The sequence below is a fragment of the Bacteroidota bacterium genome (assembly GCA_018692315.1).
In the GTDB taxonomy this organism is placed as follows: Bacteria; Bacteroidota; Bacteroidia; order Bacteroidales; family JABHKC01; genus JABHKC01.
Genome location: JABHKC010000070.1, coordinates 22,246 through 29,747, shown reverse-complemented (window position 1 = coordinate 29,747; position 7,502 = coordinate 22,246). Strand labels below are relative to the sequence as shown.

The 7,502-nt window shown below is 33.6% G+C and carries 3 protein-coding genes; 2 read left to right on the top strand and 1 reads right to left on the bottom strand.

Going from position 1 to position 7,502, the window contains the following annotated elements:
• Positions 1-4,383 (bottom strand): SUMF1/EgtB/PvdO family nonheme iron enzyme (locus HN894_05950; protein MBT7142861.1); only part of this gene is annotated, 4,383 nt, incomplete at its 3' end.
• 205 nt (positions 4,384-4,588) lie between these two features.
• Here HN894_05950 and HN894_05945 point away from each other — a divergent pair.
• Together HN894_05945 and HN894_05940 are read left to right on the top strand one after the other, a co-directional pair.
• Positions 4,589-6,694 carry a histidine kinase gene (locus tag HN894_05945; GenBank protein ID MBT7142860.1) on the top strand — a complete coding sequence of 702 codons (2,106 nt, stop codon included), beginning with the start codon at positions 4,589-4,591 and terminating at the stop codon, positions 6,692-6,694.
• On the top strand, positions 6,681-7,454 hold the full coding sequence (locus HN894_05940; GenBank protein MBT7142859.1) for a response regulator transcription factor: 774 nt from the start codon (positions 6,681-6,683) through the stop codon (positions 7,452-7,454). The genes HN894_05945 and HN894_05940 overlap by 14 nt, the downstream gene beginning before the upstream one ends.
• Positions 7,455-7,502: the final 48 nt, after the last annotated feature.

Here is a 7,502-nt window from a genome sequence, read left to right as displayed (position 1 = left end):
TGCTACAGAAAGGTCAAATGTTGCAATGGCTTCATATTCAGTATTGCTTGAAGCATCCCAAATTTTCCATTTGAATTCCTCACCTGATACAAATCCATCATTTCCAATATCTTCGCCCCATGCAGACAATGCAGCATTTACACCTACATATTCAATATAACCAGCACAAGCAATCGAACCAAGAGAATCATAAAATACTCCGATATAATCGCCAGATTCAATTTGGATTCCATTTATTGTAATTGGAGTTGTTTCTTGGATTAGGATTGTGTGATTAGTTGCCGTAATTGTGAATGGCCATGGGCAAGGCATAATGAATTCTTCAATACTCAAATCATCGAAAACTCCTTGAATACTATTAGGATCTTGTGTGTCGCTATTACCAATATAGAAATAATTGAAATTAAATGCCTCATGGGTAACAGAATAATTCCGTTCACTTAATAGATTTCCAAGGGTATCAGTAACAGTTAAGATTATATCTCCTTCGTAATATTTAAGTGTTGTTTCATACCAAACGTTCATATTGTAACTGAGGAAATTGGCTGTATCAGGGCCTGTACCTCCGGGATTAATATCTCCTAGATTTGGCGACCAGATTGTTCCATCTGAATAAAATAATTGTGGAACTATGTAATTAACTGAGAATTGTGTTCCACCACCTGTCCAGCCAATGCGAGCAATTACTCCACTTTCAGGATAGGAAACATTATTCAACAAACTATCATAGTTGGAAACTAATCCTATTTCAATCCAACTATTGTTGGTATAACTTGTTGACTTATGTCTCACACTCATTTCAAAGCTTCCATTATACTGGGTAATTGGCAAGTAGTAGTTTTGATTTACATCACGTTTTGCATGCCACGATAATGAACCACCCAAATTACTTGACCAATGTATATCACTTGGATGTGAACTACTCCAACACTGGTCAACTGTGAAATCTTTTGTAAATGGGATAGAAGAAATAGGGCATCCTAAGGTTGCAAATGAGATTTCATTCCCATAAACTGTACCTACACTGTTAGTTGCATAAGCCTTAATATAATATGTAGTATTAGGTGATATTCCAGATATTGTACTTGTGAAAATCCCTATACCTGAACCATCAACTGTAAGTGTATCAGAAATTGTAGGATTTCCGCTAATATTCCAACAAATGCCTCTTGCTGATACTGTCTCTCCTCCATTATTTGTTACATTTGCAAAAACATTTGCAGTAGTTTGGGTAATGTTAGCTACACTATCCGTAGTAATCAATGGCAAAGTAACTATCATAACTTCTGGAAAAACAATACGGAAACCCACATTTTTGTTGCTACCAAATGGGTCGTAGTAGTTACGATTTGTCATTTCGGAATGGTAGGAATAGGCGTACCAGCTTCCTCCACGTAGTACACGACTGGAACCTGATATAGCTCCAGTTGGGCTGTTTGTTCCTGAAGGATAACCACTTCCATACCAATCACTACACCATTCCCAAACATTTCCGGACATATCGTACAAACCAATTTCGTTAGACAGTTTAGTGCCTACTGGGTGGGTCTGTGAATTGCTATTGATATTATACCAAGCATAATCTCCAAGCAAGCTGTTGCCATTTGTTCCTGCATAAATATCATAATATGTCCCAACTGTAATACCTACAGATGCACCTCTGCCTGCAACCTCCCATTCTGACTCTGTCGGTAACCTACCACCTGCCCATTGAGTATAAGCATATGCTCCATACCATGTTACTTCTATTACAGGACAGTCGGCGGTTGTAGCATAACTGCTTCCTACAAAATAAAAAATACTACTATTATGGTCTATTGCACAATCTGTAGCATTCATATCAATATATTCAACATTACCATAAACAGCATCGTTATAGCTACCATCGACATTACAGTTTATACTGTTTAAGAATTGAATAAATTCAGTATGGGTTACTTCGTATTTACTTATATTGTAGGAGCTTAATGTTACACTGATTCCATTTATATCATACACTCCGGCAGGAATATTGACAAAATCTACGTTTACCGAACTTGTGTCAGTTGTAAATTGCAGTTCATTCCCATAAGCTGTACCAATACTATTTGTTGCATAAGCCCTAATATAATATGTAGTATTAGCTAATAATCCGGTTATTGTACTTGTAAAACTTCCTATACCATAACCTTCAACTATGAACGAATCTACCAATGTTGGATTGCCTGTCATATTCCAACAAAATCCTTTTTCAGTAACACCTACTCCACCCTCATATAAAACATTTCCTTCTGCAATTACAGAACTATTAGTATCATCATATAAAGAATCGGTAGAGGCTATTGGAATGCTTGCAATTAATGGTTCTACTGTTTTTACACATCTTACAGAAAATCCATGACTTTTATCAGCATTATTCTTATTTAATCTCGAATTCGTTGAAAACAACGACCGTGTCCATGCTTGACTAGTCGAAATCTCAGCAACGGACCAATAGTAATTATGGATGTCTTTGTAAATAAAACCACCGGAATTATATCTTTTGCCACTTGGGATTCCATTAAAACCATAATCATCTGTTCCATTTGTTCCACTTGGCCAACCAGTTGTTGATTTCATGTGGTCACCTACCAACAACCAGTCAACACCATTATTATTTGAACTATGTTCATATCCATTACTTGCACCACCATTATCATCAGCAATATATGATGCCACTTCTTCCCAATCGTCGTGATCTGGAATGTGCCAACCATCAGGACAAACACCCTGTATATCATTTTGCGTAGGCGAAGCACCATTTAGAGTAGCTGCCCATGTATATAAGGCTCCATAATGTTCCAAATTTGATGAATCATCATCGTATGCACAATATGCTATATCCGTTGACGAAAGTGCTGACCATGAAGTACTATTTGATACATTTGGTATTGGTGTACCATCAGAAAATGTTGTTGTACGTAGGTTTTCTCTCATCCAGCATTGATTTCCTATCTGGGTAATAGAATATAAATTACCATCAAAGTCATCTAATGAATAACCACAACCCAAAACAATAATTTGGCTACCTGTATATTCAGTCAACTGGATGTTATCAACCCAACCACTAGTCCATTCTGGATTACCAACAGAATCATTTACCCAGCTATTAATTGCATATAAATCAGTAAAAATGGTGCCCGCAAAATTTGCTGTAATAATTACCGGACTACCACTGGCATGAGTGCTCAAGATAGAATCTGTGTATAAATTGAATATAATTTCATTTTCGCACTTTTTTATTTGTGCATAATAGGTCTGACCTATTGTAACACCCACATTATTTTCTGGCAGATTAAAATCAGAGTTGATAACTCCATTAATTACTGAATAAATACCAACTCTACTAAAACCAGATCCTGCCCAATATGCCATATGAACATAATTGCCAATACCAACATCGCTAAGACTACCATAAAAATCCGATACACATGGGCCAGCCGATTTTGCATTGCCCCATTTATCTGTAATTCTAAAGTCAAAGTTTAATTCAAAATCAGTAATGGCAGGGATTGTCTGATGTACAAATCCTTCATCGTAGCGTTTCCAGTCACTATATTCCACACGTTGATTAATCGTAATTTTTGAATCAGGATCGTATTCGTTCCAGTTTCCAACTCCAGATGAGAAATCATCGTTAACCAAAGTACTTCCAGGGTAGCAAACTTCTTGCAAAGAGGTAGGATATTGTTGAATATTAAGATCATCAATTATCCCTTGCATACTACTGGGATCTTGTGTATCACTATTCCCAATGTAAACATAATTGAAATTAAATGCTTCAGGAGTAACTGTATAAATCCTTTCACCTACCAGATTGCCATTATCATCATTAACTGTAAGTACCAATGTACTATCGTAATACTGCAATGTTGTTTCATACCAGGTATTATTGCTATAGCCAACAAAAGTAGTTGTGTCTGGACCTGAGCCTCCAGGATTTATATCTCCCAAATTTGGTGCCCAGCTCGTACCGTTTGAATAAAACAATTGGGGAGCAATATAATTAACAGAGAATGGTGTACCTCCACCAGTCCAACCAATCCGTAATATTACTCCACTTTCCGGATAGGAATTAATACTCGCATAACCATCATAATCAGAAACTAATCCAACTTCAATCCAACTATTACTTGTATAACTGGTTGACTTATGCCTTACGCTCATCTCAAATCCACCATTGTACTGGGAGATTGGCATGTAACAGTTCTGATTAACATTACGTTTTGCATGCCACAACAATGAACCACCGTCATTGCCTGACCAATAAATATCATTAGGGTGTGAACTTGTCCAACCCTGATCGATTGCAAAATCATCAGAAAAAATTGTTTGGGCTTCTGAATTCAGAAAAAATCCAAACATCAAACACATAATTAAAAAATAATTTTTCATAATAAATCCTCCAAAATTTTAATTAATAACTATGCAATTATACATACTTATATGCCTATTATCCAAATATTTATCAGTGAATTGTCTCAATCATAGTTTTAAGATTACCAAGTAATATTTTCAAAGTATGAAATCAATTTCAAATAATCTTTTAGCTTTGTATTTCAATAATTTTATGAAAAAGATAAATAGCATATTATTAAAATCATGGATTTGGTCAATACCTTTAGTCATAATTGTGATTTATTTAATACCAGATATATTTAGCAAATATGAGATTAAACCAATTGCTCAAAGGAAATTGAAGAATATTGGAGCAAATCAAATAGTTTACTTGCATGATCTTGACAACGATGGGATTTCAGAAGAGATATATTCATATTTATCTGAAGATGAGCATACCATAATGGTTTGTAAAGCAGGTGGAACAATAGATCAGTGGAATTTTGATGGAGGAATTATTTATGGCGAAAGATTGGCATTTGCTGACATTAATAATGACGGAAAGGATGAAATTTTTCTATTTACCAGAACTGGAGATTTTGTAAATTTACACTGCCTTGACCCATTAAACCACAGAAAGTCTAAAGTTCGCGAAAATAAAAAGATCTGTGAGTTAAATAATAATTATGATACTCCGAATCCTCAAATTTTATTTTTAAAAGTTGATGATATTGATGCTGATGGATTTAATGATTTGAGTTTTGTTATTAATTCTGGATTTGCCATATTTCCAAGAAACATTTTTGTATATAACCACAGAATTAATACTATTACTAAATCTAAAGATTATGGAAGTTATATTAATGAAGGTTATGACATTTCAGATATAGATGGCAACAATTTTAAGGAGTTTGTTGGAAGTACACGTGCAGCAGGAAATGTACATGACAGTTTAGACTATGAATTCCATGATTATAGTGCATGGCTAATGGTGTATAACCATGACCTTACTTTAAGGTTTCCTCCGATAGAACGGAAAGGATTTGATAGTAAAATTCTGGCTAAACCAATAATTAGAGATGGAAAACAATTAATTGCTTGTTTTTATGATCATAGAGGTGAGTATAGAAATTTCCCTCAATTGTGGTTAGTAGATCATATGGGGGATTCAATTGAAGGGATAAGGTTTCCAGAATCAGACAAAATATCTAGATCTTTTCTTGCAGACTACAAACAAAAAAGATTAATGGTATATAATGAATTTGGAATGATTAAAGTATTTAATTACAATCTTGAACTAATTGATTCTATTTCGTTAGGGAAAACTATTGGTTATTTATTGTTTCATGAAGATATGGACAATGATGGAAGTAAAGAATACATATTCTCGTCTTTCAATGACTCAATAGTGATTACACAAAACGATTTCTCAGATCCAATTTCATACAAAGCGGAAGGATTTTCCTATGGAAAGCTACAAATTGCGAAAAATGGAAATAATCCTCCATCTTTGTTCTTTTACAATGATAAAAATTACATGAAATGCAGCTATGAAAAAAATCCTTATTCACTATTTGAATATGTAATTTATCTGGGAATATTTCTGGCAATATGGTTGTTTATTGAAGCAATCAGGAAAATGCAGCGAATACAAACAGAAAAAAATGAGAGGATAAGAAGGAAAATAGTTGACCTTCAATTAAAAAACTTTGGAAATCAATTAGACCCACATTTCACTTTCAATGTTTTCAACACAATGGCTTATGAAATTAAAAGAAACGGTCCAAAAATCTATGAGATTTTTATGCAGTTTACTAAGCTGGTAAGAAATGTATTAGAATCTTCAGATAAAATCACCAGAACTATTGAGGAGGAAATTGACTATTTAAAAAGTTATCTTAGTTTGGAACAAGAAAGGTTTTCGGATAAATTCAATTATAACATTAATATTGATGAAAATGTGAATCAACAATCTCAAATACCTAAAATGCTGCTACAAACATATGTTGAAAATGCAATCAAACATGGTATTAGACTAAAGGAAGGACCAGGAACAATTCTTATTGAAATTAAAAAGAGGAATAATGAGCTTTTCTTTGAAATAAAAGACGATGGTATTGGGAGAAAAAAGGCAAAAGAACTATCAACAGGTACTACTGGTTTTGGTTTACAGATAATGGAAAACTATTATAATCTTTTTAATGAATATAATTCTTCAAAAATCAAACATGAAATTACCGATTTGTATGACCATAATGATAATCCAACCGGTACTATTGTAAAAGTTATCATTCCTTTGAAATTTTCGTTTAAGATAAGTAAATATGAGAGAAGATAAACTCACAGCTATTATTGTAGATGATGAGGAAAAATCAATCAAGTTTTTGAAAGAAAATATTTTTGAGCTAAATTTGATAGAAATAATTGGGACTTTTACGAATCCTGATGAGGCTATTCCAGAAATCATGAAATTGAAACCGGAAATTTTATTTCTTGATGTTCAAATGCCAAAATACTCAGGTTTTGATGTGGTTAGACATATTAAATCTGAAGTATATTCACCTCATTTAATTTTTGTTACGGCTTATGAAAAATTTGCAATTCAAGCTATCGAATATGCAGCACTTGCTTACCTCAAGAAACCGGTTGATCCTATTGCCCTAAAGGAGAAAGTTAATTTAGCAATGGAAGAAGAGGATAAGAAAATTACTCAGGCAAAGCTTGAAAAACTTTTGAAAAAATTGGAAAGTAATCAACACATAAAATTTAATACCAGTACAGGTTTCACACTCATTTATCCTCCTGAGATAATATATCTTGAAGCAGATGGAAATTACTGTGATATATTTTTGACAAACGACCGAATAGAAACTGTAACTACTAATATGAATCAGGTGAGTAAAAAGCTCAAACCTGATGAGTTTTTCAAAATTAGCCGCTGGAATTTCATCAATTTGTCATTTTTGCGTAAGGTAGAACGCCGCAGTCATTTATGTTTTCTTGTCGAAAATAAGAAGGAAATTAGACTGGAGATTAAATCTAAAAACGCAAAAGAACTTGAAAAAATTTTGGAAGGAAATTTACCTAACTTGCATTGATGTTTCAAACCTCCTTTGGGCTCAATATAATTTCCTAAACTTTCCTAT